This window comes from Streptomyces sp. Je 1-332 (assembly GCF_040730185.1).
Lineage (GTDB): Bacteria > Actinomycetota > Actinomycetes > Streptomycetales > Streptomycetaceae > Streptomyces.
On record NZ_CP160402.1, the window covers coordinates 292,061 to 314,662 of the forward strand.

Sequence of the window (22,602 nt, forward strand, 5' to 3'; positions counted from 1 at the left end):
GGCTCGCTCGGGGCGGGGGTCAGGCGCGGCGGCGCACAGCGGTGACGGCGCCCAGGACCGCGCCCACCAGCAGGACGATCCCGCCCCGCAGCCACACCTCGCCCTCGATCCGCGTCGCGAGCACCACGCAGGACACCGCTCCGAGCACCGGCACGACCGTCGGGGCCCGGAAGTGGTCCTGCGTGGTGGCGTCGCGACGCAGCACCAGAGCCGCCGTGTTGACCAGGAAGAAGACCACCAGCAGAAGGAGGACCAGGGTCGAGGCGAGCGTCGACACGTCGCCGGTCAGCGCGAGGAGAAGCGAGAGCACGGTGGTCGCGGCGATCGCCGCCCACGGCGTACGCCTGCCGGGCAGCACCTTCGTGAGGAAACTCGGCAGCAGCCGGTCGCGCGCCATGCCATAGGCCAGACGCGACGACATGATGCCGGTGAGCAGGGCGCCGTTGGCGACGGCGACCAGGGCGATGGCGCTGAACAGCTCCGTGGGGACGCCACCGGCCGCCCGGACGACCTCGAGGAGCGGTCCGCTGGACTCGACGAGCGTCTTGGTCGGCACGGCCGCCGCGGCTGCGGCACCGACCAGGGCGTAGATGGCCCCCGCGGTGATCAGCGCGCCGAAGAGGGCCCGCGGATAGGAGCGGCGCGGGTCACGGGTCTCCTCCGCCACATTGACGGAGGTCTCGAAACCGACGAAGGAGTAGTAGGCCAGGACCGCACCGCTCAGCACCGCTGCCGCGGGCCCGTGTTCCGGTGTTCCCAGTTCCGTGAGCCGCCCGACGTCACCGTCGCCGCGCAGCACGATCCAGACGCCGAGCCCGATCACGAGCAGGAGCCCACTTACCTCGATGACGGTGGCGACGACGTTGGCCCGCGTCGACTCGCTGATCCCCCGCGCGTTCAGCAGGGCAAGCGCGGCAAGAAACACGACCGCGACGAGGGCCACGGGAAGCGTGACGAACTCCGCCAGATAGTCGCCGCCGAAACCGCGGGCCAAGGCGCCCACCGACACGATGCCGGCGGCCAGCATGCAGAAACCGGCGAGGAACCCGGCGAAAGGCCCGTAGGCCAGGGTCGCGTAGTGGGAGGCGCCGCCGGCCCGGGGGTACTTCGTGGCCAGTTCGGCGTACGAGGCCGCCGTCAGGAGCGCCAGGCACAGCGCCACGACGAGGGGCACCCAGACGGCGCCGCCCGTGTCGGCCGCGACCTGACCCACCAGGACGTATACGCCCGCGCCGAGGACGTCTCCAAGGATGAAGAAGTAGAGCAGCGGGGTGGTGAGCGCCTTCTTGAGCGCGGTCGGCTCGGAGGCTTCGGGATTGGTGCGGGGAGATTTCACGCGCACACACGTACCCGATTCGGCGTCCGGCAGGCGGCGGACCCTCCGAACGCCTGCGAGGGTGAGCAGGAGTGAGAACGGGCGTGCCGGGTACCGGGGAGCCGCAGCATCCGACGCGGGCTTCCGTTTCCGACGAGGGCTGGAGAGCCGAATGGCCGTACGACACCGATTGATCAAGCGGTCCGTGGCAGACGTCTGGGCGGTACTCGCGGACGGCTCGCGTTACGGCGACTGGGTGGTCGGCACATCCGATTCGGAGCCCAGGGAAGGCGTCTGGCCGGAGGTCGGCTCCAGCATCACGTACACGGTGCGGGTGGGGTGGCGGACGTTGTCGGGCCGCACGACCGTCCGGCGGTGCGAAGAGCCCGGCATTCTGGAGCTCGAGGCCGACAGCGGATGGCTCGGTGCGGCGCGTATCGCTCTCGACGTACGGCCCTGGGGTGAGTACGCCCTGGTCATCGTCGACGAGCATCCGCTGACCGGGCCCGGCGGAATGCTCCACAACGCGGCCGTGGACGCCCTGATCCAACTGCGGCACCGCGCCATGCTCGCCCGCCTGGCGGACGTCGTGGAGAAGTCACCGAAGCGCACGTACGAATCGGCCTGAGGACAGGCCGATCAGGTCGAGCACGTCGGCCGAGCGAACGTCAGGAGTCAGGGATGCCGGACGCGGTGGTCATCGGTGCGGGGCCCAATGGTCTCGTCGCGGCGAATCTGCTGGCAGAAGCCGGATGGAGTGTGGAGGTTCTCGAGGAGCAGGACGAGCCGGGCGGTGCGGTCCGCAGCGATCGCGGTGTACACCCCGACTACGTCAACGACCTCTTCAGCGCCTTCTATCCCCTCGCCGCGGCCTCCCCGATCCTCGCGGACCTGCAGCTCCAGCAGGAGGGTCTCAGCTGGAGCCACGCTCCCCGCGTCCTCGCTCATCCCCTGCCGGACGGCCGGTGCGCGGTCCTCGCTCGCGGGGCGGCGGACACGGCAGCAGGTCTTGACACGTTCGCGGCGGGCGACGGGGCTGCCTGGCTCAACCTCTGCTCCACCTGGAACCGCATCGGCCCCGACATCGTGGGGGCGCTCTTCACTCCGTTCCCCCCTGTACGGTCCGGGATCCGCCTCGCCGCCAAGCTCCGAAGCGCGGGCGGTCTGCGGATGGCCCGCACGATGGCGCTGCCGGTCCGCCGCCTGGGCGAGGAGGAGTTCCGCGGCGAGGGCGGCAGGCTGCTCCTCGCGGGCAACGCGCTGCACGCGGACCTCGGCCCCGAAGCGGCGGGCAGCGGCGGCTTCGGCTGGCTGATGTCCATGCTCGGCCAGACGTACGGCTTCCCTGTTCCGGTCGGCGGTGCGGGCGCGCTCACGGCGGCCCTGGTGCGGCGGCTCGAACGGCACGGGGGCGTGGTCCGGTGCGGGGAGCGCGTGAGTGAGGTCGTCGTACGGTCCGGACGCGCGGTCGGCGTGCGCACGGCCGGAGGTGAGGGCGTTCCCGCGTCCCGTGCGGTTCTCGCCGACGTGTCCGCACCGGCGCTGTTCGGCGATCTCGTCGACGCCCGGCATCTGCCGGGGTGCCTCCTTGGGGATCTGCGCCGGTTCCAGTGGGACTTCGCGACTTTCAAGGTCGACTGGGCGCTGAGCGGGCCGGTGCCCTGGACGGCGCGGGAGGCGGCCACGGCGGGGACGGTCCACCTGGCCGACGGCGTCGACGGTCTGACCCAGTTCGCGGCACAGATCGCCATGGGGAAGGTGCCCGACCGCCCGTTCCTCCTCTTCGGTCAGATGACCACCGCCGACGCGTCCCGCTCGCCGTCCGGCACCGAATCCGCCTGGGCGTACACGCATGTCCCGCAGCGGATCAAGGGCGACGCGGGTGACGACGGCCTGACCGGCGCCTGGGACCAGCGGGAACAAGAGGCCATGGCCGACCGCATGGAGAACGAAGTGGAACGCTGGGCGCCGGGATTCCGCTCCCGCATCCGATCCCGGCGTCTTCTCGCCCCGTCCACCCTCCAGGCCATGGACGCCAACCTGCACGGGGGCGCGATCAACGGCGGCACGGCCTCCGCCCACCAGCAGCTGGTGTTCCGCCCCACGCCGGGCACGGGCCGCCCCGAAACCCCGGTCAAGGGCCTCTACCTCGCGTCGGCCGCCGCTCACCCGGGGGGCGGCGTCCACGGCGCTCCCGGAGCCAACGCCGCCCGTGCCGCGCTGCGGGGCCGGCTCGACCGGCGCTTTCGACCGGGCTGACTTCGGCGCTTGCTTCAGCGCGGCCCGGTCGGGGTCTCAGCCGCGCGCCCGCCGGGCCCGAGCAGTCCCGTGGCCGAGAACTCCGAGCGCGTCAACTCCTGGCGTGCGTACCTGCTGACGAGCGGCGGCAGGCCGGCCCGCACCAACTGCACGGCCCGCAGCCACCCCGGCACGTACACGGTGGCCGCCCGCCGCTCGACGGCGTCCACCAGACGCCCGGCCACGTGCTCCGGGGGATAGACCTTGCGGGCCGGCGCCGGCATGTGCGCACGCAGTTCGCGCAGGACGGCATGCTGGTCGGCGTCACGGATCATGTCCGTGTCGGTCCAGCTCAGATAGGCGGCGCCCACCCTGACGCCCCGCGGCGCGAGCTCCGCGCGCAGTGACTGGCTCAAGGACTCCACGCCCGCCTTGGACGCGCAGTAGGCGCTCATCAGCGGAGCGGCACCGATGGAGGCGAGTGAGGCGATCTGCAGGAAGTAGCCGTGGGTGTGGAGCAGTTGGGGCAGAAAGACCCGTGCGGTGTTCGCGCTGCCCACGAGATTGACGTTGATGACACGTTGCCAGCTCGCGGGGTCAGAGTCGACGAACGGCCCGCCCTCGGCGATCCCCGCGTTGGCGACGACGACCGATGCGGGGCCCTGCTGGTCGCGTATCTCTCCGGCCACGCGCTCCATCGCGTCGGTGTCCGTCACATCCACATGCCAGTGCCTCGACGGGGTGGGCAGCTCCTGGGCCACCCGGGCCAGTGACTTCTCCTCCAGGCCGAGCAGGGCCACTTCGGCTCCTCGATCGGCGAGCTCCCTGGCGATGGCTTCGCCCACTCCGCGCGCGGCGCCGGTCACGACAGCTGTGCGACCGCGCAGTACGTGCTTCCGGTCGGTCACGAGAACTCCTCCGGGCGGGACGGCAACGACGGGTGCTCCACCCGCCGGACGCACAGGGTCATGGTGGCAGGCGGCGCCGGGACCCGCATACCAGGCAGCGCAGCGCCCAAACCCCGGGCTCGTGCGTCTCACGTCACAGCGTCGGGTGGCGTCCGGAGCTCTCCCGTGGGCACACTGAACTTTGAGGTCAGGAAGCGGCTGCGCCCAAAAGCCCTGCTTCCACGGAGCGAGTGTTGTTCTTCCTCAACCGCCATCCACACGAAACCCGCCTCGGCGGGCATCTCGTCGACCTCGGCGATGAACTCGAGATGGGGCAGGAGATCCGGCGTCCGCCGGCTGTCCCGGCTCGCGCACCGCGGTTGTGGACAGGTACGCGCCGTCAGCCACCTCGCCCACTCTCCACCTGCCGTGGTGCGCGCCCGGGTGTGCCGGACGGTGCCAGTCACCCCTGCACCACCGCCTGTTGAGGACGTTCACCCCTGCCCGTCGAGAGCGAAGGAGACCTGCCGTGCTGATGGCCGACCCGAGGATTCTGCGCAACCTGGTGGAGCAGTACGAGGCCCTGAGTGCGCTGCATACGCGCAACCGCGCCCCCGAGAACCGCCAGAGGCTCGAGGACATCGCGTACACCCTCTGTGTCTCCACCGGAACCCGTGAGGTGGAGACGGCGCTCGCCGCCGCCCGGGCGCACGTGGCCATGGCCGAGGGCGAACCGGGCGCCCCGCAGCCAGTGTGAGGAAAGAGGGCTGCGGAACGCCGCACTCTCGGTTCAGGGTGCTGCGAGAAGGGCTGTGACCAGATTGTCCAGGCCCAGTGCCGCGCTCTCCTCGGGAGCGGGCAGCAGAGCGTACGCCTCTTGGACGAACGCCTCGACCGGTGCCCGCTCCAGTTCACCCTGGACTCGTCCGCTCGGGGACGTGAGCGTCACCAGCACCCGGTGCCGCCCGCTCGGCCGGATCACGACATCGCCCTCGCCCGTCCGCGCTCGCAGCCCCGAGGCCAGCAGATCCCTGGAGAACACCCACACCGTCGGTGCCCGTCCCGCCGCGGGCGGCGGAAAAGTGAGGGTGACGGCCAGCGGGTCCTTGGTGGCGTACGTGAGGGTCAGTTCGGCTTCGAGCACCAGGTCAAGGGCGTCGACGCGCAGGTGAGACCTGATGGGGCAGGTGAGGCTGGATTCCATGGAACACGGGGTTCCCGCCCGACGCGGATGCATGCCCAGGATTAGCCACCTGGGTGAACGCATCCCGAAGACTGACGCGTGGCGCCAGGGTCAGGCCGTCCGGGCCGGCGAAAGGACGACGCCCGCGGCGGTGCACACCGCCGCGGGCGTCTGGTGTCTCAGCGTCCGAGGGCCTTCTTGAGCTGCTGCTTGTTCATCGACGAACGGCCGTCGATGTTCTTCTTCTTGGCCTCTTCGTAGAGCTGGTCCTTGGTGGGGCCCTGGGACCCACTGTGGGACCGCTCCCCGCCGCGCTGCGGCGCGGACTTCGGGTCCTTCGTCGATGTCTTGCTCGCACTCTTCGACTCGCCGGAGCGGGCCCGCTCCTTGTTGACCGTGCGTGCCGCCATCTCCTTGGCCCTGCCCTTGGAGGCACCGCGTTCCTCGGCGCTCTCCTTGATGTGCTCGTACTGACGCTCGCGCTTGTTACTGGCTCCAGCCGGCATGCTGACCTCGCTGTTCTTCTTGGCTCCGGTCACGGCGAGTGCTCGCAGTGGCCGCAGTGGCCGCCTTTCGGGCATTTCCAAGTTTCACACCAGTACCCACACAGCGCCCGGCCAGTCATTCAGGCGGAAAGGCGGGCGTCATCCTGCGAGTGCACTCCGGCCAGTTGAGCGCGGGCCGACGCCAGAGCCGACTCAGGAGTCCGCTTACCGGTGGAGACGCACAAGGTGTACAGGACGTCGTCCATCCGCCGCCTGACCTCGGCCGAATCCTCCCGGGCCTGCATGTGTCGCAGCGAGGCGTAGGTTTCGAGCAGGGTGTGCAGGAACGTGGGGTGGGGCCTGAGCACGGGGGTGCTCCTCTCAGTGAATTCGGTGACGGAGTGCTGTGACGGAGACGTTCAAGCAGTGCGATGAAGCGCAGTTGGCCGACATCTAGTGCCCGCGCTGTCGCTCGGTATTCACGGAGGACTACGCCGACGCTCGCCTCCGGGCAGGCACAGAGCCCCGTACAGCACGCGCTTCACGCGCCTGATCGTTCGCATGAGGTGTCTCCCTCTTCCGGTCCCTCGGACCTTGCTGGTCGGGCTCTGCTCCCGTGCCCCGGCGCACGCTCCCCTACCGGGACGAAAGTCCCGCCTCGGACGGCTCATGACTGCCCGACTGTTCACGACACCGACGAATGATCTCGACCCGGCAGGGCACCCGGCTCCGTGATCGCAAAGGGTTCGGCGCCGCTCCAGTGGTGCCCGCGGCGGGCCCGGCAGAGGCTGGACGGAGAGCGACCCCCCACGGGCGAGCGGAAAGACTTCCTGGAGGAAACCGATGCTGGACAGCACCCTGCCGCTCCTCGCGCAGGGGTATGCGTGGCTTCCCGACCTGAGCCGCCGCAAGGGCCCCGGGCCCGTCCGCACACGCCTGTTGGGCAAACCCGCCATCGCACTGCGAGGACCGGCCGCCGTGGCCTTCTTCTACGACGAGAACCACGTACGGCGGCGTTCCGCCCTCCCCGAACCGGTGCTGAGCACGCTCTTCGGCGAAGGCGCGGTGCACACGCTTGACGGAACGGAGCACCGCGGACGTAAGGCACTCTTCGTCTCGCTCCTCAAGGACCCGTCCGACGTCGCCCGGCTGGCCCAGCAGGTGGCCGCGGAGTGGGAGCGGTCGAGCAAGGAGTGGACCGCTCATCCGCGGGTGACGCTGTTCGACGAGGTGAGCCTTCTGATCACGCGTGCCGTGTGCCGGTGGGCGGGAGTGCCGCTCACCGAGGGTCAGGACGGCGAGGCACGGCGCACCGCGCGTGATCTGGTGGCCATGGTCGACGGATTCGCGACCGCCGGTCCCCGGCATTGGCGGGCCCGGCGGGCCCGGCGGCGCCAGGAGGAGCGGCTGGCGGAGCTGGTCGAGGAGATGCGGCCGGCCGGTGGCACCGCGGCGGACGGCGCGGAGCCGGAGTCGGTGGTGCGGGCCGTGGCCGTGCATCGCGACGCCGACGGTGAGCTGCTCGATCCGCGAACCGCCGCCGTCGAGATCCTCAACGTCATCCGCCCCACCGTCGCCGTCACTTGGTACACCGTGTTCGGCGCCCATGCGCTGCACCGGAATCCGGCGCTACGGCAGCGGCTGGCCCAGGACCGTGACGGCTACGGCCGGGCGTTCGCCCACGAAGTCCGTCGCTTCTACCCGTTCGCGCCCTTCGTCGCGGGCCTTGCCCCGGTCGACGTGGAGTGGCACGGCGAAACGATCCCGGAAGGCTCGCTCGTCCTCCTCGACCTCTACGGCCAGAATCACGATCCGGAGCTGTGGCATGACCCCTACATGTTCGACCCGGAGCGTTTCGTGGGCCGCGAACCCGGTCGCAACGAGTTGGTTCCCCAGGGCGGCGGAGACGCGTCCCAGGGCCACCGCTGCCCCGGCGAGGACATCACCCTGGCGGTGTTGAGCACCCTGCTTCCACGACTCGCGCAGCTGGAGTACGACGTCCCGGAGCAGGACCTGCGTATCCCGTTGAACCGCATGCCGACGAGGCCCCGCAGCGGCTTTGTCATCGCTGCGGGGCATTGACGACGAGTGACGAACCGCGACTCGAACGCAGAACCAAATAGACCCAGAACTAGATGGATGGAGATTCGGCATGAGCAACCACGAGCACCGCGGTGAACACCAGAAGGAGCAGAAGCCGAAGCACGCGGAAACCGCCGCCGAGGAGATTTTCGACGAAGCAGAGGACGCCGAAACCCGTGTCCTCGGCGACGAACGAAACAAGGAGAGGGACAGCGAAGGCGCGGACGCGCTCACGCCCAACCCTTCCGCACAGGCCGACGTCCAGCGCGGCAACGACCACGAGACGCAGGACGCCGAGACGCGAGACCGGTAGCGGCTAGCGGCTAGCGGCTAGCGGCTAGCGGCTGCGGCCTCACGCTCTGCGGAAACCCCGCACCCTTGCGCCGGACGGTGCCCGTGTAGTCCGCTGATCCGCATGGGGAAGAGAAGCGTTGCCGCAATGACAGCCGCCCTGGTCGCGGGGTCCCTTCTGGCGGGCGTACCGAACGCTGGTGCGCAAGCAGCTGAGCACGGCACCGGTCGCTCGTCGCCGCCGAACAGGTCGGCTCTCGCACCCGGGATGGATCTGGACACCGTGACCATTCCGGAGTTACAGGCGCGTATGGCGGGCGGTTCGCTGACCTCGTCGGCCCTGACCCGGGCCTACCTTCGGCGGATCGAGAAGGTCGATCCCAGGATTCACTCGGTGCTGCGTACCAGCCCGACGGCCCTGCGCCAGGCAGCCGCCAGCGACGCAAGACACCGGCGTGGCAAGGCCCTTGGGCCGCTGGACGGCATACCCGTTCTGCTCAAGGACAACGTGAACACCCGTGACATGCCGACGACGGCCGGTTCGCTCGCGCTCGCCGGGAGTCCGCCCGACACCGATGCCGCGCTGGTGACCCGGCTGCGCAAGGCGGGGGCGGTGATCCTCGGCAAGACCAACCTCTCCGAGTGGGCCAACTTCCGTGGCGCAAAGCCGACTTCGGGGTGGTCGGCGGTGGGCGGGCAGACCAACAACCCGTACGTCCTCGACCGGAACCCATGCGGATCGTCGTCCGGCTCGGCCGCCGCGCTCGCCGCGTCGTTGTCGCAGGTCGCGATCGGCACCGAGACCGATGGCTCCATCGTGTGCCCGGCCGGGATGAACGGCGTCGTCGGCCATAAGCCCAGCCTCGGCCTGGCCAGCCCGTCGGGCGTGGTGCCGATCTCCGCCGAGCAGGACACGGCGGGGCCGATGGCGCGCAATGTAATCGACACCGCGCTCACACTTTCTGTTCTGAGCGGTGGCGAGAGCGAGGGCAAGGGCTTTGGCGGCTCGCTCACAGCCAAGGGCCCGGCAGCGGCAGCCCACGGGGCCGACCTCCGTGGGAAGCGGATCGGGCTGTGGCGTCTGCCCTCGCTCGGGTCGGACGTGGACGCGGTGATGACCCGTACGGCGAAGAAGCTGCGCAAGGCCGGGGCCGTGGTTGTCGAGGTGACTCCCCCGTACCAGGCTCGGCTCGCCGAGCTCGAGTTCCCGGCGCTGCTCAGCGAGTTCCACCGGGACATCGACGCCTATCTCGGCACGCGCGAAGGCCCCCGGAACCTCGCCGAGTTGATCGAGTTCAACCGCGACCACCCCGAGGAACAGACCTGTTTCGCCGGCCAGGAGCTGTTCGAGCAGGCACTCGCCGCGCCTCCCACCACCGACCCCGAATACCGGGCGATGCGCGCCGAGTTGAAGGACCTCTCCCGGCGTTCCATCGACGAGACCATGGCCGCTCACCGTCTGGACGCCATCGCCGCGCCCACGAACCCGCCGGCCTGGACGACCGACTGCGAGCGCGGCGACAACGACGTCATCCCGTCCTCCACGCCGGCGGCCGTCGCCGGATATCCGTCCCTTTCGGTACCCGCCGGGTCCGTGAACGAACTGCCCGTCGGCGTGCTCCTGATGGCCGGTGACCATCAGGACGGCAAGCTTCTGACGCTGGGGGCCGCGGTGGAGCACCGGCTGAAGGCCTGGCGGGCACCGCGCTACCTGCCGACGATCGGACCCGGCGCGCCACGGTGAGCGGGAGGGCCTGGCCGCTGGTGAGAGGACCGGTGGCGCGGCCGTCCGCGGTCACGTCACGCGACGGCGGTCCCTTCGAGCTCGACCATCTGGCCGGGGATCGCCAGCCGCGTCACCCCGAGCATCGTGGTGGTGGGCGCCACGCCGGCGGCTCCCAACTGCCCTGCCAGTACGCCGTAGTGCCGGAACAGTAGGTCGACGTCCGTCGTGTAGACGTTGAGTCGGACGAGGTTCGCTAGAGACATGTCGGCCTCGCCGAGCACGGACTTCAGGTTGTCGACGCTTCGTGCCAACTGCGCCGCCATGTCGCCGTCGTGCTCGGGCTTGCCCTCCTCGCTCATCGCGGTCTGCCCCGAGATGTACAACGTCCGGGTGTGCCCGGAGACGACCTCACCCTGGTTGAAGCCCATGTCCACCGACCATGTCGCCGGGTTGATCGCCGTTCTTCGCACTGTCACGTCAGTTCCATTCAGTACAGGGAAGTACGCACCGGCCCTCGGCTCAACAGTGCCGCCGTGCCCCGATGTCGTGTTGATGAGCCTCGCAACAATTCACGACACCCTTGGTCATGTATTTCGACAAAGTTCTCGGATGCGCGCCGACCGGCTGGTCTCACTGGTGCTGCTGCTGCGTCAGCGCGGTCGGCTGACCGCGGACACGCTCGCCCGCGAGCTGGAGGTATCCACCCGCACGGTGCTGCGCGACATCGAGGCGCTGTCATCGGCCGGAGTCCCGGTCTACGCCGAACGCGGCCGGCACGGCGGTTTCGCGTTGTCGCCCGGTTTCCGGACCGAACTCACCGGCCTGAACCACGATGAGGCCCTCGCGCTGCTGACCGCCGGATCGGGGCGCGGCGAGCAGGCGTTCGGCCTCGGCTCTGCGCTCGTATCGGCCATGCGGAAGGTGGTCGACGCGCTGCCCGAAAGCCACCGTGCCACCGCGAGCGACGCGGCACAGCGGTTCCTCGTCGAGCCGCAGACCGACCTGCTCTCACGCCGGGTGGACATCGATGACGTACCCGGCACGACCATGATCGAGGTACGGCGCGCGGTGCTCGCCGGACACAAGCTGCGCATCCACTACGCGGCCACGGGCCAGGCACCGCGGTGGCGCACGGTGGACCCGATCGGCCTGGTGACCGCACGCGACCGCAGCTACCTGCTGGCCACGAGATCCGGGGCCGACCGCACCTACCGGCTGTCGCGGGTACTGGCCGCCGAGGAACTCCCCGAAACGGCGCAGCGTCCCGACCGGGTCGACCTTGACCGGATCTGGCGTGAACGCTCGGCCCAGTTCCTGGCCGGCGGCGACCACATCACCGTGCTGCTACGGGTGAGTTCGGCGCGGCGGGAGGAGTTGCTGGACACCGCGTTGGCCGTCCGCGCGGAAGACCCCGACGCGGACGGCTGGCTGCGGCTGGAGGTGACCTTCCAAGACGCACGGCATGCCGAATGGGCGCTGTGGCAGCTCGGCATCGACGCGGAAGCCCTGTCCCCCCAGTCGCTGCGCACGTCCCTGCGCAACCGCGCCACCGCGCTTGCCGACCGCTACGGAGAATCGGCCATCCCGGTGCTGCCCGACCGAGAGCCTCGAAGGGACGACGCGGTGTGTGGCTGAGGCGTTGCCGCCGGAGTCCGTGGTGTGGCCCCGCTGCGGTGAATCCACACGGGACAGCCTTACCCGCCCGTGAGTTGCCCGGTCGGCTCCTGACGCGCCGCATTGCGCGCCGGTCCGCTGCACGGGGCTACCACATGTCCGTCGTCGTGGCCGCCGGACTGGAGGAGTTCGATGTCCTCCTTGCCGCCGTCGTCCTGCGCTCCCCTTTGGCCTCGGACGCCTGGGAGTTCGCTTTCGCGGTGCCGACCGGCTCGCCCGGACAGAAAGCCGGAGAGATCACCGTCCCCTCACCTAGCCAGAGCTGAGCGGCTGACCCGATGCGGGCCGTTACCGTCCGGCCGCCTCCGAATCCGGCGTCGAGATGCATGTCGGCTGCGTGCTAATCCGTGGGCGTTCTCGTGCCGAGCGCGCGCCGAATCCTTGCCCACCATGAGGTCCGACCGGAGGTGGCAACGTCTCCAGCGGTGCGTTCACTTGCTGCCGTATTGGATGGTTCTGACGAGGTGTCCCGAAAGTCGCCGCGGAACGCCACGATCCCCTCGCCCACCCCGAGCACCTCCAGGAGAGCGTCCAGTGCCTTGTCCGCGTCCTCGTGCGACTGGGTGAGCCAGACCAGGGAGACTCCGGCGGGATTACCGTCGTGTTTGCTGACGGCGAAGCTGAAGCCCCGCAGCAGAAACAACACGACGTCGAGATCGTCCAGCCCGTCCCACGACCGTTCCACGTGCAGACGCAAGCGGTTCGCCACGAGCTGTACTGAAAGTTCGAGCCCTCCGATCATCTGGAAGAGCGGCGAGCAGTGCTCCCAAACGCTCCACTGATGGGCCGGATTGTTGCCGCTGTAGTAGGGCGGGCTGGTGGCCGGCTGCCAGTCGGGCTCGGGCCCGGGTATTTCCGTCGGAGTCACCGCAAGCCTCCTCTGACGTCATCCAGCCGATACACGTTCATGCTCATGCCCCTCCCTCGCAGAGGATCATGACCGCCCCAGGCCGACCTCAACCTCACGGATAGGGTCGAGAGCATGACATCCGAACAGCCCCATACGCCGGCCATGGCGTTCCTGGACTCCCAGGAGATCACCACGACGGACTGCCGCCGGTGCGGCACCGAAGTGTCGGGCGTCAACGGCCGCTACGCGTGCGGGGTGTGCGGCTGGGTCAACAACTGGACCGAGGGCCACAACGAACTACCCGGCGCGGGCAGCGGCATCTAGCATCGCACCCCCTCCGGCGATCCGCCGACCCACAACCGGCCCAGGTGCTGGGCCTGTTGAACACTCTCGGAGGCCGTGTCGTCTGGTCGGAGACAACGCCGATTGTGAACTCCTTGAATACCGTGACGGTCAGCCCGATCATATTCCAGACCCGTTCGCCACAATCGCCCGCCCTACAAGTGCAAGTCGTGGGAAGGGTTTTGCTCCGCCGCACAACTCCAAGGGCTGCCGAATAAGTCGTCCTGGCCGACTCTAGCCTCGACCGTTCGATGTCGACGGGCCGATCGCCCCCCGACCCGAGAATCCCCGACCCCGAAATCACCCAGCGGGCAGAGTGCCCCCTCCCAGCACGAGCAGCCCGGGACACCCCCTCATCGACCCACTCATGAGCAGTATGTCCCTTTAGGCACAGAATGACGCCCAAACCCCGTGTCCAGATTGCCCATATAAAGTACCTCTACAGACTGTTAGTGACGCATTTAAAGCCCCGCCCGTATTGCGCAGCCCTAGCCCGAAATGGCGCGATCCACAGCACGCGCGACTCCCCCTCCTACCCCTCTCCCATTCAGTGGAATAGGTCACACCCACCGCCCAGGGCCCGAAGAGAGCCGTTCGGCGCACTTTCGTTCTCCGCAAAGAAAGTTGGGGCTATTCGATCATTGGGGGTGTGTGGGCCCTGTCGGCGGGGGCGGGCCTCTCGCATTCCCTATTCGAATTCCGCCCTTGTTCCCTCCGGCCTTTCTCGCTTAACGTCACCCTCAATCCGGATGGAACGCCGAATCCTGCCGCTGTCCGGAAACCCTTCCCATCAAACACCTACGCTCGGCAGGAGCGGGGGACCCAGGTAAGCCGCCGGTCCGGACAACGGAACGGCTAGGGGTGAAGTCGCATGCGCAGTGCGACCGGACATCTCCCGTCCGAACCCGACAGCTCACCTCGTAGGCGACGGAGAGGAATTCGTCATGCCTGCAAAGGGTAAGCACCGCCGTCCCAAGTCCAGCTCACTCACCCGGGGCATCGCCGCCGCGGGCACGGGCGGGGCCGTGCTCGTACTCCCGGTCATCGGCGCGACCGCCGCCACCGCCGCGCCGGCAGACGCGGCCGCGAAGCCCGCCGCCGCCCCGAAGACGTACGTCGTGGCCGCGGGCGACACCCTCTCCAAGATCGTTCGCGAGCACTCGCTGAGCGGCGGCTGGAAGAAGCTGTACCAGGACAACCGTGACGCCCTCGGCGGTGACCCGGCACTGATCCACCCCGGCCTCAAGCTCACCCTCGGCGAGAAGGCCCCCGCCGAGCGGACGGACCGCTCCGAGCGCAAGGACGCGTCCGCCGCGAAGCCCGCCTCCGCCCCGGCGAAGAAGGCGTACACGAACGACCTCGACGGCTGGATCAAGGAATCGCTCGACATCATGGCCCAGCGCGGCATCCCCGGCTCCTACGAGGGCATCCACCGCAACATCATGCGCGAGTCCTCCGGCAACCCGCTGGCCACCAACAACTGGGACGTCAACGCTGCCGCCGGTACCCCGTCCAAGGGGCTCCTGCAGGTCATCGCGCCCACGTTCGACGCCTACCACGTGCCCGGCACCTCGCTGGACAGCTTCGACCCGGTCGCCAACATCACCGCCGCCTGCAACTACGCGGCCGACCGGTACGGCTCGATCGACAACGTGAACGGCCCGTACTAGGCCGCACCGGCCGCGTATCCGGCCTCTCGACCGCTCTGAGCCCCGGCCCGCCAGGTGTCCAGGGCTCAGGCCTGCGCGATGCGGTGGCGTCAGTCGTCGATGCCCGAGCGTTCCACCCCCGCCACGATCCACCGCTGGAAGAACAGGAACACCACGAGCAGCGGCACGATCGACACGGCGGCCGCGATGAAGAGTTCGTGCAGCCTGATCACCTGCGACGTGGTGAACGACGACAGGGCCACCTGCACCGTCCACGCGTCGCGGTCCTGGCCGATGACCAGCGGCCACAGGAACGAGTTCCACGCGCCGATGAAGACGATCGTGCCCACCGCAGCGAAGACCGGCCTGGAGTTGGGTACGACCACCCGCCAGTACGTGCGCCAGTAACCGAGCCCGTCGACACGCGCCGCGTCCTCCAACTCCCGTGGGAATCCGAGGAAGTACTGCCGGAAGATGAAGCACGCGAACGCGGAGAACAGGGTCGGGACGATCAGACCGCGCAGCGTCGACACCCAGCCGAGCGAGGACACCAGGACGAACGTCGGCACGAAGGTGACGGACGCCGGGACCATCAGGGTGCCGAGGATCGCGTAGAACACCTTGTTCGCGTGGCGGTACGGGATGCGGGCCAGGCCGTAGCCGGCGAGTGAGGCCAGCAGCAGCGTGCCGAGCGTCGTCGCGACCGCGATGAGCGAGGAGTTGAGCAGAGAGCGGGCGAACGGCACCGACGTGTCGTCGAAGAGTTCCTCGATGTTTCCCCACCGCATTGTGGAGGGGAAGAAGGTCCACTCGGGCGATGTGATGTCGCTCTCGGACGAGAGGCCGTTGCGCACGAGGAGGTAGAAGGGGATCAGGAACAGCAGCGCGAGCGCGATGAGCAGCGAGAGCCGCAGCGCGCGTCCCGCCCTGACCCTGGCGTCGTCCCTCGAGTGGTCTCTCATTCCGCCTCCTTCCTGCCGAGCCCGAACCACTTGGCCTGACCCACCGTCACCACCGCGATGATCAGGGCCAGCAGGACGGCGCCCGCGCTGCCGAGGCCGAGGTTCTGCCCCTGTCCCAGCGCCGTGTAGTAGAGGTAGACGAGTGGGGGTCTGGCGTAGGGCGGGTAACCGCGCGAGTCCGAGAGCAGGTTGTAGAACTCGTCGAACGCCTGGAAGGCGTTGATGACCAGGAGCAGGACCACCGCCACGGACGTGGCCCTCAGCTGCGGGAACGTGATGTGACGGAAAACCTGCCAGCCTGGCCGCGCCCCGTCCACGGCCGCCGCCTCGTAGAGGGTGGGGCTGATGCGCTGGAGCCCGGCGAGGAAGAGCACCATGTAGAAGCCCGCCTGGAGCCAGAGCCGTACGGTGACGATGACGGCCCAGTACCAGGGTGGGTCGGTGGTCGAGAGCCAGGCGATCTGGTCGCCGCCGAACCAGCCGAGGACGGTGTTGGCGAGCCCGAACCGTACGCCGTTGAAGATCGACATCTTCCAGATGAGCGCGGCCACGACGTAGGAGCAGGCGGCGGGCAGGAAGAAGACCGAACGGAAGAACGCCTGGGCGCGGCGCTGCCGGTGGACCATCAGGGCGAGCGCGAGGGAGAGCGCGTAGGTCGCGGGCACGATGAAGAGCGAGAAGACGAGGAAGGTCCACAGGCTGTCGGTGAACGCCTCGTTGCGCAGCATGTCGGTGTAGTTGCCGAGGCCGACGAAGTCGTCCGGGGTGACGGTGTTGTGGGCGTCGAAGAAGCTGAGGTAGACGCTCCAGCCGAGCGGGATGTACGTGAAGACGCCGAGGCCCAGCAGGAAGGGCCCGACGAACACCCAGAACCAGAGGGTGCGGTTCTGGTGACCCCACAACTTCCTTCGCCCTGTTGCCTTTTGCTCGCGAGGGGCTGTTGTGGTCACGACTTCTTCTTCACCCGGCCGAGTTCGTCGGACACCTTGCGCACGACCTTCCTGAGTTCGTCGTCGGGGCTCGCGCCGTCCTTGATGATGCGGCTCAGGGCGTCCTGGTACGCGCTCCTGCTGGCCGGGGTCCACAGGAGGGGTTCGGCGTGGCCGTGGTCCGTGGTGTAGCGCACGGCGTCGGCCGCCGCGCCCTTGCTGAGCTTCTCGGCCCTCTTCGCCAGGGACATGCGGGCCGGGATGTGGAATCCGTACGCGAGGGCGAAGTCCTCCTGCCGGTCGGCGCTGTCGATCCACAGCCACTTGAGGAAGTCCTTGCCGGCCTTCTGGTGTTTGCTGCGGGCGCTGACCGCGGCGGCGTACGCCCCGACCGGCACCGACGGCTTGCCCGCGGAACCATCCTTCGGGAACGGCAGGACACCGAAGTCGTCGCCCAGTTCCTTCTGCACGGTGGGCAGCGCCCACAGGCCCGACCACTGCATGGCGGTCAGTCCCTGGACGAACGCCGACGGGTCGGACCAGTCGGCGGGCGCGCCCAGGAGCAGCGACTTGTCGGCGTACAACCGGTGGATCTTGCCGAGGGCGCGGGCTGCCGCCGGGTCGTCGAAGCCGACCTTTCCGTCGGCGGTGACGAGTTCGAGGCCGGCCGCGTAGAGGGGCGTGCCGCCCAGGACACCGGCGCCTCCGTCGTTCCCGAGGAACAGGCCCTTCGTCTTCTTCGACGTGAGTTTCTTCGCGGCGTCCACGAGTTCGTCCAGCGTCTTCGGCGGCTGGACACCCGCGTCGGCGAGCAGACTCTTGCGGTAGTAGAGCATCTGCATGTCGACGACTTGAGGGATGCCCCAGATCCTGCCGTCGTACGTCTTCGGGGCGAGGACGGCAGGGTTGAAGTCGTCCTTGACGCCGTCGAACAGCTCGGTGAGGTCGGCGACCTGCTTGCCCTGGATCTGGTCGAGGGAGGGGCCGTTGACCTCGAAGACGTCGGGTCCCGAGTCGGTGAGGAGCGCGGCCGCGGTCTGCTCGTCGTAGTTGCCCGGCCGCCACTGCACGGTGACGTTCGCCTTCTTGTAGGCGGCGGCGTACTTCTTGACGGCCTGCTCGGTGCCCTGCTCGCCGTACTGGTGGTACCACTGCGACAGCTTCGGCCCGTTTCCTGAACCACCGTCGTCCCGGCCGGTGTTGGAGCCACATCCGGTGAGCAGCCCCAACGCCGCGCCCGCCCCGAGCAGTCCCCTGCGGCTGATGGTCATAGGTCGTCCCCCTGTTCGGTCTACGGCTGATCCCGACGGCCCAACGATCAACCATGCAGCCGGATTACGACAGGGGGACTACGGCCGTGTGTCGGCCTGCGGACTCACCGTCGGCCGAGTCGCTCGATCGCGTCGAGGACCTGCCGAGTGCCGTCCTCCCTGGCGAGGGAGGCGGCCGTGTCCTGGGCGCGGGCCCGCAGGACGGGACTGTGGACAGCCGTGGTGACCGCCTGGGAGAGACGGTCCACGGTCAGGCGTTGGTAGCGCACCGGCCGCGGTGAAAGGCCCAGGGTGTGCAGGCGGGTGGCCCAGAAGTTCTGGTCGAGCTGGACGGGGACGGGAACCGAAGGGGTTCCGGCGCGCAGACCGGCCGCGGTGGTGCCGGCGCCCGCGTGGTGGATGACGGCGGCTGTCCTGGGGAACAGCCAGGCGTGCGGGACTTCCTGGACGGTGATCAGGTCGTCGTTCTCGGCGTGCAGGCCGCTCCAGCCGGCCTGGATGATGCCGCGCACCTTCGCGCGGCGCAGGGCGTCGGCGAGCAGGGTGCTCAGCCGCCCGGAGTCGGCGGTGACGAAACTGCCGAAGCCGGCGAACACCGGCGGTGGCCCCGCGTCGAGGAAGTCCACCAGTCGCGGATCCGGCTGCCAGTCGGGGGTGACCGGGGGCCACCAGTAGCCGCCCACCTCGTGTCCCGAGGGCCAGTCGGCGGGGCGGGGGACGATCCGCGGGCTGAAGCCGTGCAGGACGCTACGCCCGCGCGGCAGGCCGAGCGGACCACCGAACCGGCGGCGCGGCAGGCCCAGTTCGCGGCGCAGGGCGCTGACCGCGGGGGCGAAGATGGGGTCGCTGCCGAGCCACAGGGCCTGGGCGGCCAGGCGGTTGCCGTACGCCCCGAGGGAGCGGGCGCCGCTGATGAGCGGCGGAAAGGCGCCCGTGGGGTGGACCGGCTGGAGGTAGACCCCGATGCTCGGCACGTCCAGTGCCTCGCCGAGCGCCGCGCACATGGGGTCGGTGACCGTGGAGCTCAGCACCACATCGGTGCCTTCTCGCACGGCGTCCGCGACCCCGGCCGTCAGCCGGGGCATGAACGCCCGCGCCATGCGCATCAATCGCGCCATGGCCACGGGCGGGCTGACCGCTCTGGCGAGGCCCTGGCCGTCCTGCGATGCCAGTTCCTGCCGTGGGTCGACCGGCAGGGGTCTGAAGCCGAGGCCGTGGGCGGTCACCGCCTGCTCGAAGCGCTCGTGGGTGGCGAGGACCACCTCGTGTCCCGCCGAGCGCAGTCGCACGCCCAGTCCGGTGAAAGGGGCGACGTCGCCCCAGCTTCCCGCCGTAACGATCAGTACGCGCACCGCGTCAGGATGTCAGACCCCGGGGCCGCGCGCCGAGCGCGACGGGTTCACTCACCGGCGTGTCGGCGCAGAAGGCTGGGCCTCCACCCCGGGCGCCCATGAACGCCGACGCATTCCCGCTTCGCCGGCGTCCATGGTCGGGCTGCACCGGCCGTGGAGGGGAGCTCGTCGCGGTCGGTACGCCCTATCCCTACCGTCCTCCCCCGACGCGGCCGAAAACAGGCCGATCCTGCGCATTTCCTCTACGCCACAAGGCTCGTGCCCCACGCGCGACGGCAACTCGTCGGAGTCTCCCTTGTATTCCGGGCAGGCCGTCTGGACGCCAGGCTCCCTCGCCGATCACGATGGCGGGCAGGCGAGCGATCAGGCGAGCGGGCGAGCGAGAGATCGGGGTGCGGGACTGTGGCGACGCGTCGGACAGTGATCAAGGCGATGGGTGCGGGGACGCTGGCGAGCGGGCTGTCCACACCCGTGTCAGCCGCTTCCCGGGCGGCGGAGGCCGACGTACTGCTGGTGGTGGAGAAGAGCAGCCACGCGGTCAGCTTCTACGACGTCGAGTCGGGCAAGCGCCTGCGGACCGTCCAACTGCCCGACTACCCCCACGAGATGGTCGTCGATTCGCGCAGGCGATTCGCCTACGTCGGGCACTACGGCGTACGCATGTCCTCCACCGTCGGTGAGGGCGGCGCCGCTGTCTTCGTCATCGACCTCGCCGAGCGGTCCCTGGCCCGGACGATCGACACCCGGCCCTTCAACCGCGTCCACGGGATGGGCATCGACCGCCTCGACCGGCTGTACGCGCTGAGCGAGGAGAAGGCGGTTCTGCTCGGGTTCGACGATCCGGCGACCGACCTCGCGCCGACCAGGGCAGTGCCCACCCACGGGGTGAAGACCCACTTGTTCACGCTCAGCCGTGACGGCGAACGAGCCTATGTCACCGGCCTGTTGTCCCACACGGTGAGCCTCGTGCGCCCGCACGACGCCTCCGTCCCGCCTGTCCTCGTCTCCCCCGGCCAGCTGCCCGAGAGCAGCTGTCTGAGCCGGGACGAGAAGACGCTCTTCGTCGGGGCTCGCAAGAGTTCCGCACTGGTCGCGCTGGATGCCCGCACCATGAAGGTGCGGCGGACGAGGAAGACGGGCGGAGATCCGCTGCGGGTCTACACGCTCGATGACGAACGGCTGTTGGTGACGGACATCGTCGCCAACACCCTCTCCGTATGGAGCACCGACCTGCGGCGCATCCGTTCCCTTCACCTCGACGGGACGCCGTCCGCGGTGACGCTCCACCCGGGCAAGGCACGTGCGTACGTATCCCTCCTGGGCACGGATCGGATTGCCGTCGTCGACCTGGACCGCTTCACCGTCGTCGGCGGCTTCGGCACCCGGTCGGAACCGGACTCCGCGGTGCTGTTGCCCGCTGCCTCCGGCCAGGATGTGCGCGCCGGGTGACCGTGTCGCTGCCCCCGAGCAGGCGAAAACGCCTTCGGCCGCTCCGGCCACTCCTGCTAGCCTGATCGTTATGGCACGAGGTATCTGGTCGCAGAAGGTCCGCTCCGCCCGCTGACGGCGGCGCCTTCTCCCTGTTGAGTTCGCCGCCGTTCCGGTTCCCGCCGGGCGGCCGCTTCTTGCTGCCCGGCTCCACTGCGAGCTGCGGAGCATCCGTTGAACCTCACTCCCACCCCCGAAGCCATGCCCCTGCCCGTCGACGCGGGCGGAAGTGCGCACGTCCGCGCCCAGGGGCTCATCGTCACCCGCGGGTCCCGGCGGGTCCTGAACGACGTCTCGGTCACGCTCTCCGCCCGGTCACGTATCGCCGTCGTGGGCGAGAATGGCCGGGGCAAGACAACGCTGCTGCATGTCCTGGCGGGCCTGCTCACGCCCGACGAGGGCGCCGTGCACCGGGCCGGGACGATCGGCCTGGCCCGCCAGGAGTTGTCCGTGGGCGACGGGGAGACCGTCGGCACCCTGACGTCCCAGGCGCTGGCCGCTTCGCTCGCGGCCCTCGCCGCACTGGACGAGGCGACCCTTGCCATGGCCGAGGGCGATGTCGCTGCCGACGACCGCTATGCCGCCGCGCTCGACGCCGCCACCCGGCTCGACGCATGGGACGCCGAACGCCGCGTCGATGTCGCCCTGGAGGCTCTCGGCGCCTGCACCGACCGCGAGCGTCTCTTGTCGACACTGTCGGTCGGGCAGCGTTATCGCGTACGCCTCGCGTGTCTGCTCGGCGCACGGCACGACATCCTGCTGCTCGACGAGCCGACCAACCACCTCGACGCCGGTGGGCTCGATTTCCTCACCCGCAGGCTGCGCGAGCACGACGGCGGCCTCGCCGTCGTCAGCCACGACCGGGCGCTGCTGCGGGACGTCGCGAACCGTTTCCTGGACCTCGACCCGTCCCGCGACGGGAAGCCGCGCCTGTACGCGGGCGGCTATGACGCCTGGCAGGGCGCGCGGCGCCGTGAGCGGGAGCGCTGGGAGCAGGACCACGAGGCGCAGCAGGCCGAGCACCGGCGGCTGCAGGACTCCGTGTCGGCTGCCCGCGACCGGCTCTCCACCGGCTGGCGGCCGGACAAGGGCACCGGCAAGCATCAACGCCAGTCCCGCGCCCCCGGCGTCGTACAGGCCCTGAAGCGTCAGCAGGACGCCCTGGAGGCGCACCGGATCGACGTGCCGCAGCCGCCGCCCACGCTGCGGTGGCCGGACCTCGGTGTCCGGCCGGGCGCGCCACAGCTGCGGGCACACGGCGTCGCGGTCGAAGGGCGTCTCGGCGGTCCGGTCGGCCTCACCCTCGACGGCGGCGACCGGCTCCTGGTCACCGGGCCCAACGGCGCCGGGAAGTCCACGCTGCTCGCGGTGCTTTCCGGCTCCCTCCAGCCCACGCACGGGCAGGTCCGGACGGCGAAGGGTGCCCGTATCGTCCAGGTCACCCAGGAGACCGCCCAGCAGGACCCCGGCCTCACCGCCCGCGAGGTGCACGCCCGACATGTGGGGCGGCTGGTGGCCGGCGGGGTGATCCGCGACGCCGAAGCCGTACCGCTCGGGGCGCTCGGGCTGCTGGACTCCGATGCGCTGCGCACGCCGGTCGGGCGGATGTCACAGGGTCAGCAGCGGCGTCTGGACCTGGCACTCGCACTGGCCGGGCGGCCCAGCCTGATCCTGCTCGACGAGCCCACCAACCACCTGTCGTCCACGCTGGTCGACGAGTTGACCGAGGCGCTGCGCGAGACGAGCGCCGCCGTCGTCGTCGCGACGCACGACCGACAGCTTCTGCGGGACCTCGCGCACTGGCCACGTCTCGAAGTGGGAGGAGGTGGCGGAATCGGCGGGACCTCGGTGAGCGAGCCCGATCCAGTGCGCTGAGCG

The 22,602-nt window shown here is 69.7% G+C and carries 23 protein-coding genes and 1 riboswitch; of the genes, 12 read left to right on the forward strand and 11 right to left on the reverse strand.

The window, feature by feature from the left end; translation table 11 throughout:
• Positions 1–19 precede the first annotated feature (19 nt).
• Positions 20–1,336, reverse strand: a complete 1,317-nt coding sequence (locus tag ABXJ52_RS01425; protein WP_367038618.1) for an APC family permease — start codon at positions 1,334–1,336, stop codon at positions 20–22.
• A gap of 151 nt (positions 1,337–1,487) precedes the next feature.
• Between ABXJ52_RS01425 and ABXJ52_RS01430 the strand changes: the two genes are divergently transcribed.
• Both ABXJ52_RS01430 and ABXJ52_RS01435 read left to right on the forward strand, forming a co-directional pair.
• Positions 1,488–1,943, forward strand: a complete 456-nt coding sequence (locus ABXJ52_RS01430; RefSeq protein ID WP_367038621.1) for an SRPBCC family protein — start codon at positions 1,488–1,490, stop codon at positions 1,941–1,943.
• Between the two features lie 53 nt (positions 1,944–1,996).
• Positions 1,997–3,574, forward strand: a complete 1,578-nt coding sequence (locus ABXJ52_RS01435; protein ID WP_367038622.1) for an NAD(P)/FAD-dependent oxidoreductase — start codon at positions 1,997–1,999, stop codon at positions 3,572–3,574.
• Positions 3,575–3,588: 14 nt separating this feature from the next.
• On the opposite strand, the gene ABXJ52_RS01440 is transcribed toward ABXJ52_RS01435, so the two are convergent.
• Positions 3,589–4,461: an SDR family oxidoreductase gene (locus ABXJ52_RS01440; RefSeq protein ID WP_367038624.1), complete on the reverse strand. Its 873-nt coding sequence runs from the start codon at positions 4,459–4,461 to the stop codon at positions 3,589–3,591.
• Positions 4,462–4,969: 508 nt separating this feature from the next.
• On the opposite strand from ABXJ52_RS01440, the gene ABXJ52_RS01445 reads away from it, so the two are divergent.
• A complete protein-coding gene (locus tag ABXJ52_RS01445; protein WP_367038626.1) occupies positions 4,970–5,197 on the forward strand; it encodes a DUF5133 domain-containing protein in 228 nt (75 codons plus the stop codon).
• A gap of 33 nt (positions 5,198–5,230) precedes the next feature.
• Here ABXJ52_RS01445 and ABXJ52_RS01450 read toward each other — a convergent pair whose 3' ends face one another.
• The 3 genes from ABXJ52_RS01450 to ABXJ52_RS01460 all read right to left on the reverse strand — a co-directional run bounded on the left by ABXJ52_RS01450 (position 5,231) and on the right by ABXJ52_RS01460 (position 6,476).
• Positions 5,231–5,644 (reverse strand): SsgA family sporulation/cell division regulator, encoded by a 414-nt coding sequence (locus tag ABXJ52_RS01450; RefSeq protein WP_367038628.1) that lies wholly within the window; start codon positions 5,642–5,644, stop codon positions 5,231–5,233.
• Positions 5,645–5,802: 158 nt separating this feature from the next.
• The gene (locus tag ABXJ52_RS01455; RefSeq protein ID WP_367048741.1) at positions 5,803–6,129 is read right to left on the reverse strand and encodes a plasmid stabilization protein; all 327 of its coding nucleotides are present in this window, start codon (positions 6,127–6,129) and stop codon (positions 5,803–5,805) included.
• Between the two features lie 119 nt (positions 6,130–6,248).
• Positions 6,249–6,476: a DUF5133 domain-containing protein gene (locus ABXJ52_RS01460; RefSeq protein ID WP_367038630.1), complete on the reverse strand. Its 228-nt coding sequence runs from the start codon at positions 6,474–6,476 to the stop codon at positions 6,249–6,251.
• Positions 6,477–6,951: 475 nt separating this feature from the next.
• Between ABXJ52_RS01460 and ABXJ52_RS01465 the strand changes: the two genes are divergently transcribed.
• The 3 genes from ABXJ52_RS01465 to ABXJ52_RS01475 all read left to right on the forward strand — a co-directional run bounded on the left by ABXJ52_RS01465 (position 6,952) and on the right by ABXJ52_RS01475 (position 10,225).
• On the forward strand, positions 6,952–8,190 hold the full coding sequence (locus tag ABXJ52_RS01465; protein WP_367038632.1) for a cytochrome P450: 1,239 nt from the start codon (positions 6,952–6,954) through the stop codon (positions 8,188–8,190).
• Positions 8,191–8,260: 70 nt separating this feature from the next.
• Positions 8,261–8,503 carry a hypothetical protein gene (locus ABXJ52_RS01470; RefSeq protein WP_367038634.1) on the forward strand — a complete coding sequence of 81 codons (243 nt, stop codon included), beginning with the start codon at positions 8,261–8,263 and terminating at the stop codon, positions 8,501–8,503.
• Positions 8,504–8,605: 102 nt separating this feature from the next.
• Positions 8,606–10,225, forward strand: coding sequence for an amidase (locus ABXJ52_RS01475; RefSeq protein WP_367038637.1), 1,620 nt, complete (start codon positions 8,606–8,608; stop codon positions 10,223–10,225).
• A 56-nt stretch (positions 10,226–10,281) separates the two neighbouring features.
• Here the strand turns inward: ABXJ52_RS01475 and ABXJ52_RS01480 are convergent, their stop codons facing one another.
• Positions 10,282–10,677: a RidA family protein gene (locus tag ABXJ52_RS01480; protein WP_367048742.1), complete on the reverse strand. Its 396-nt coding sequence runs from the start codon at positions 10,675–10,677 to the stop codon at positions 10,282–10,284.
• 139 nt (positions 10,678–10,816) lie between these two features.
• Between ABXJ52_RS01480 and ABXJ52_RS01485 the strand changes: the two genes are divergently transcribed.
• A complete protein-coding gene (locus ABXJ52_RS01485) occupies positions 10,817–11,842 on the forward strand; it encodes a WYL domain-containing protein (protein WP_367038639.1) in 1,026 nt (341 codons plus the stop codon).
• Between the two features lie 134 nt (positions 11,843–11,976).
• Entirely contained in the window at positions 11,977–12,147 is a 171-nt protein-coding gene (locus tag ABXJ52_RS01490) for a hypothetical protein (RefSeq protein ID WP_367038641.1), read from the forward strand.
• A 74-nt stretch (positions 12,148–12,221) separates the two neighbouring features.
• On the opposite strand, the gene ABXJ52_RS01495 is transcribed toward ABXJ52_RS01490, so the two are convergent.
• A complete protein-coding gene (locus ABXJ52_RS01495) occupies positions 12,222–12,749 on the reverse strand; it encodes a hypothetical protein (RefSeq protein WP_367038643.1) in 528 nt (175 codons plus the stop codon).
• Between the two features lie 114 nt (positions 12,750–12,863).
• On the opposite strand from ABXJ52_RS01495, the gene ABXJ52_RS01500 reads away from it, so the two are divergent.
• Positions 12,864–13,055 carry a hypothetical protein gene (locus ABXJ52_RS01500; RefSeq protein ID WP_367038645.1) on the forward strand — a complete coding sequence of 64 codons (192 nt, stop codon included), beginning with the start codon at positions 12,864–12,866 and terminating at the stop codon, positions 13,053–13,055.
• Between the two features lie 803 nt (positions 13,056–13,858).
• Positions 13,859–14,013, forward strand: a riboswitch (cyclic di-AMP (ydaO/yuaA leader).
• A gap of 4 nt (positions 14,014–14,017) precedes the next feature.
• The gene (locus ABXJ52_RS01505) at positions 14,018–14,743 is read left to right on the forward strand and encodes a LysM peptidoglycan-binding domain-containing protein (protein WP_367038647.1); all 726 of its coding nucleotides are present in this window, start codon (positions 14,018–14,020) and stop codon (positions 14,741–14,743) included.
• An 89-nt stretch (positions 14,744–14,832) separates the two neighbouring features.
• Here the strand turns inward: ABXJ52_RS01505 and ABXJ52_RS01510 are convergent, their stop codons facing one another.
• The 4 genes from ABXJ52_RS01510 to ABXJ52_RS01525 all read right to left on the reverse strand — a co-directional run bounded on the left by ABXJ52_RS01510 (position 14,833) and on the right by ABXJ52_RS01525 (position 19,236).
• Complete coding sequence (locus ABXJ52_RS01510) at positions 14,833–15,684, reverse strand: carbohydrate ABC transporter permease (protein ID WP_367038649.1); 852 nt, start codon at positions 15,682–15,684, stop codon at positions 14,833–14,835.
• A complete protein-coding gene (locus ABXJ52_RS01515) occupies positions 15,681–16,634 on the reverse strand; it encodes a sugar ABC transporter permease (protein WP_367038651.1) in 954 nt (317 codons plus the stop codon). The genes ABXJ52_RS01510 and ABXJ52_RS01515 overlap by 4 nt, the downstream gene beginning before the upstream one ends.
• Positions 16,631–17,884 carry a sugar ABC transporter substrate-binding protein gene (locus ABXJ52_RS01520; RefSeq protein WP_367038653.1) on the reverse strand — a complete coding sequence of 418 codons (1,254 nt, stop codon included), beginning with the start codon at positions 17,882–17,884 and terminating at the stop codon, positions 16,631–16,633. The genes ABXJ52_RS01515 and ABXJ52_RS01520 overlap by 4 nt, the downstream gene beginning before the upstream one ends.
• Positions 17,885–17,988: 104 nt before the next feature.
• Positions 17,989–19,236, reverse strand: coding sequence for a glycosyltransferase (locus ABXJ52_RS01525; RefSeq protein ID WP_367038655.1), 1,248 nt, complete (start codon positions 19,234–19,236; stop codon positions 17,989–17,991).
• Between the two features lie 402 nt (positions 19,237–19,638).
• Here ABXJ52_RS01525 and ABXJ52_RS01530 point away from each other — a divergent pair, with 402 nt between their 5' ends.
• Both ABXJ52_RS01530 and ABXJ52_RS01535 read left to right on the forward strand, forming a co-directional pair.
• Positions 19,639–20,685: a YncE family protein gene (locus ABXJ52_RS01530; protein WP_367038657.1), complete on the forward strand. Its 1,047-nt coding sequence runs from the start codon at positions 19,639–19,641 to the stop codon at positions 20,683–20,685.
• Positions 20,686–20,898: 213 nt separating this feature from the next.
• Positions 20,899–22,599 (forward strand): ABC-F family ATP-binding cassette domain-containing protein, encoded by a 1,701-nt coding sequence (locus ABXJ52_RS01535; protein WP_367038659.1) that lies wholly within the window; start codon positions 20,899–20,901, stop codon positions 22,597–22,599.
• Positions 22,600–22,602 lie beyond the last annotated feature (3 nt).

What these genes read in the sequence shown, in the direction of transcription:
- ABXJ52_RS01430 (WP_367038621.1), top strand. Translation starts at nt 1,488, where the DNA reads ATGGCCGTACGACACCGATTGATCAAGCGGTCCGTGGCAGACGTCTGG.
- ABXJ52_RS01435 (WP_367038622.1), top strand. Translation starts at nt 1,997, where the DNA reads ATGCCGGACGCGGTGGTCATCGGTGCGGGGCCCAATGGTCTCGTCGCG.
- ABXJ52_RS01450 (WP_367038628.1), bottom strand. Translation starts at nt 5,644, where the DNA reads ATGGAATCCAGCCTCACCTGCCCCATCAGGTCTCACCTGCGCGTCGAC.
- ABXJ52_RS01455 (WP_367048741.1), bottom strand. Translation starts at nt 6,129, where the DNA reads ATGCCGGCTGGAGCCAGTAACAAGCGCGAGCGTCAGTACGAGCACATC.
- ABXJ52_RS01465 (WP_367038632.1), top strand. Translation starts at nt 6,952, where the DNA reads ATGCTGGACAGCACCCTGCCGCTCCTCGCGCAGGGGTATGCGTGGCTT.
- ABXJ52_RS01470 (WP_367038634.1), top strand. Translation starts at nt 8,261, where the DNA reads ATGAGCAACCACGAGCACCGCGGTGAACACCAGAAGGAGCAGAAGCCG.
- ABXJ52_RS01475 (WP_367038637.1), top strand. Translation starts at nt 8,606, where the DNA reads ATGGGGAAGAGAAGCGTTGCCGCAATGACAGCCGCCCTGGTCGCGGGG.
- ABXJ52_RS01485 (WP_367038639.1), top strand. Translation starts at nt 10,817, where the DNA reads ATGCGCGCCGACCGGCTGGTCTCACTGGTGCTGCTGCTGCGTCAGCGC.
- ABXJ52_RS01490 (WP_367038641.1), top strand. Translation starts at nt 11,977, where the DNA reads ATGTCCGTCGTCGTGGCCGCCGGACTGGAGGAGTTCGATGTCCTCCTT.
- ABXJ52_RS01500 (WP_367038645.1), top strand. Translation starts at nt 12,864, where the DNA reads ATGACATCCGAACAGCCCCATACGCCGGCCATGGCGTTCCTGGACTCC.
- ABXJ52_RS01505 (WP_367038647.1), top strand. Translation starts at nt 14,018, where the DNA reads ATGCCTGCAAAGGGTAAGCACCGCCGTCCCAAGTCCAGCTCACTCACC.
- ABXJ52_RS01510 (WP_367038649.1), bottom strand. Translation starts at nt 15,684, where the DNA reads ATGAGAGACCACTCGAGGGACGACGCCAGGGTCAGGGCGGGACGCGCG.
- ABXJ52_RS01520 (WP_367038653.1), bottom strand. Translation starts at nt 17,884, where the DNA reads ATGACCATCAGCCGCAGGGGACTGCTCGGGGCGGGCGCGGCGTTGGGG.